This window comes from Acidovorax sp. LjRoot204 (genome assembly GCF_056175785.1).
The window spans coordinates 1-2,348 of record NZ_JBGFFF010000298.1 but is presented as its reverse complement, the minus strand read 5'-3'; the positions used below and the strand labels follow the sequence as shown (position 1 = coordinate 2,348).

The following is a 2,348-nucleotide window of genomic DNA, read 5'->3' as shown; positions in this document are numbered from 1 at the left end:
GGCCTGTGGACATCGCATACCAGTGGTCTCGCGGATGGCCATGTCCAGGGCAACGTGGTCATCCTCCCCGAGGTGCTTGCCAGTGACTTTCTCCGGTTCTGTCAACGCAACCCCAAGCCTTGCCCTGTGCTGGCGGTCAGCGAGCCCGGACAGTTCACCTTGCCTTCACTGGGCAAAGATATCGACATCCGCAGCGATGTGCCGCTATATCGCATCTGGCGTCACGGTGAAATGTCGGAAGAGGTGGCGGACATCGCCAGCCTCTGGCGGCCAGACCTGGTCACTTTCATCCTTGGCTGCTCGTTCTCATTCGAATCCGCATTGATCGAGGCAGGCATCCGCCTGCGCCATGTCGAGGAAGGCAAGAACGTGGCGATGTTCCGCACCAATGTGCAAACCGAGCCCGCTGGCCCCTTTGGTGGCCCCATGGTGGTGACGATGCGTCCCATGCCTGCAGCAGATGTGATTCGGGCGGTGCAGGTCACCTCGCGGTTTCCCAATGTGCATGGCGCGCCTGTGCATATCGGTGACCCGGCACTCATCGGCATCGCCGATCTGGCCCATCCCGACTACGGGGATGCCGTGGCGCTGATGCCCGGTGAGATCCCTGTTTTCTGGGCCTGTGGCGTGACACCGCAATCGGCCATCCTCAATGCCCAGCCGGCCTTCTGCATCACCCACGCCCCGGGTTGCATGCTGGTCACCGATCTTCTTAACCACCAACTCGCCAGCTTCTAAGCGGCTTACCCCCAGGAGTCTCCCCATGAAAAAATTTGCACTGTGTATGACGGCTGTCCTCAGCGTGTGTGCGGCCCAGGCCCAGGTCAAGTGGGACCTGCCCACCGGCTACGGTGCCAACAGCTTCCAGACGCAAAACGTGCAGCAGTTCGCCGATGAAGTGGACAAGCTCACTGGCGGCAAGCTCAAGATCACCCTGCACCCCGGTGGTTCGCTGTACAAGGCCAACGAGATCAAGCGTGCGGTGCAGACCGGGCAGGTGCCTTCGGCAGAGTTCATCCTGTCGGGCGCCACCAACGAGAACCCGTTGTTTGGGGTGGACTCCATACCCTTCCTGGCGACCACCTACGCAGAGTCCAAGCGTCTGTACCTGGCCGCCAAGCCCGCGCAAGAGAAGCTGCTCGCCGCACAGGGCGTGAAGGTGCTGTTCTCGGTGCCATGGCCCGGCCAGTCGCTGTATTCGCTCAAGCCGGTGAGCACGCCCGCAGACTTTGCGGGGACCAAGATGCGCGCCTACAACCCTGCCACCACGCGCATTGCCCAGCTGCTCAAGGCGCAGCCCGTGACGATCCAGCTGTCCGAGCTGGGCCAGGCCCTGGCGACCAACACGGTGCAGAACTTTCTGACATCGAGCGCCAGCGGCGTGGAGTCCAAGCTGTACGAACAGGTCAAGTACTTCTACCCCGTCAGCGCATGGCTGCCGCGCAATGCCACGGTGGTAAACCAGAAGGCCTTTGACGCCCTCGACAAGTCCCTGCAGGACGCCGTGCTCAAAGCCGCAGCTGCCGCCGAAGAACGCGGCTGGGCCACCAGCGAGCGTGTGGACAAGGAATTCATCAAGGAGCTGTCGGCCAAGGGCATGACGGTGGCCGAGCCCAGCGACGGCATCAAGAAGGAGCTGGCGAGCATCGGCGAATCCATGACCGCCGACTGGGTGAAGTCGGCGGGGGCCGAGGGGCAGGCCATCATCGACGCCTACCGCAAGAAGTAGTCGCGTCTGAACGTGTCTGAAGGCCCCCACGGGGCCGGGTAGCGCGCCGCGCGCTACCCCCGCAATCTCGTTACCGATCCCCCTCTTTTTCAAGCGTTACAGGAGTACGCCATGGACAAACTCGTCCGAAATTTCTACAGGCTGCTGATGCTGCTGTCCGGCCTGTCGATGCTGGCTGCGTTCGGCGCAGTCACGCTGGGCGTTTTTGCCCGCGAAGTCATCCATCTCAATATTGACGGACTCGACGCATACGCGGGCTACGCCATTGCTGCCGCCTTGTTCTTTGCGCTGCCCAGCACGCTGCAAAACGGCGATCACATCCGCGTGACGCTCATCTTGGACAGGCTGCCCGCCCGCTGGCGCAGTGCCTTCGAGTGGTTCTGCCTGGTCAGTGCGCTGGTGTTGTCCGTGTACATCGCCTGCTATGCCGTGCGGTCGGTGTGGATCTCCTACATCACCCATGACATCTCGCCGGCAGCCGACGCCTCGCCGCTGTGGATTCCTCAGATCAGCATGGCCATGGGCTGTATTGGTTTTGCGCTGGCGTTTGCCCATGCGCTGGTGCTGCGCTTCCAGGGTGTGGCGTTCATGGCTGTGTCCGAAGCAGCCCGTTCCGAAT

The 2,348-nt window shown here is 62.3% G+C and carries 3 protein-coding genes; all 3 read left to right on the top strand.

What is annotated here, in order from left to right; genetic code table 11:
• Window positions 1-738, top strand: a 738-nt coding sequence (locus tag AC04MI_RS24710; protein ID WP_476498986.1) for a putative hydro-lyase, incomplete at its 5' end; no start/stop codon positions are given.
• Between the two features lie 25 nt (window positions 739-763).
• Complete coding sequence (locus AC04MI_RS24705) at window positions 764-1,729, top strand: TRAP transporter substrate-binding protein (RefSeq protein ID WP_146871061.1); 966 nt, start codon at window positions 764-766, stop codon at window positions 1,727-1,729.
• A gap of 111 nt (window positions 1,730-1,840) precedes the next feature.
• The coding region (locus AC04MI_RS24700; RefSeq protein WP_056067705.1) for a TRAP transporter small permease at window positions 1,841-2,348 on the top strand (508 nt) is incomplete at its 3' end.

Excerpts from the sequence above, each read along its gene's own strand:
- AC04MI_RS24705 (WP_146871061.1), top strand. The coding sequence starts at position 764 with ATGAAAAAATTTGCACTGTGTATGACGGCTGTCCTCAGCGTGTGTGCG.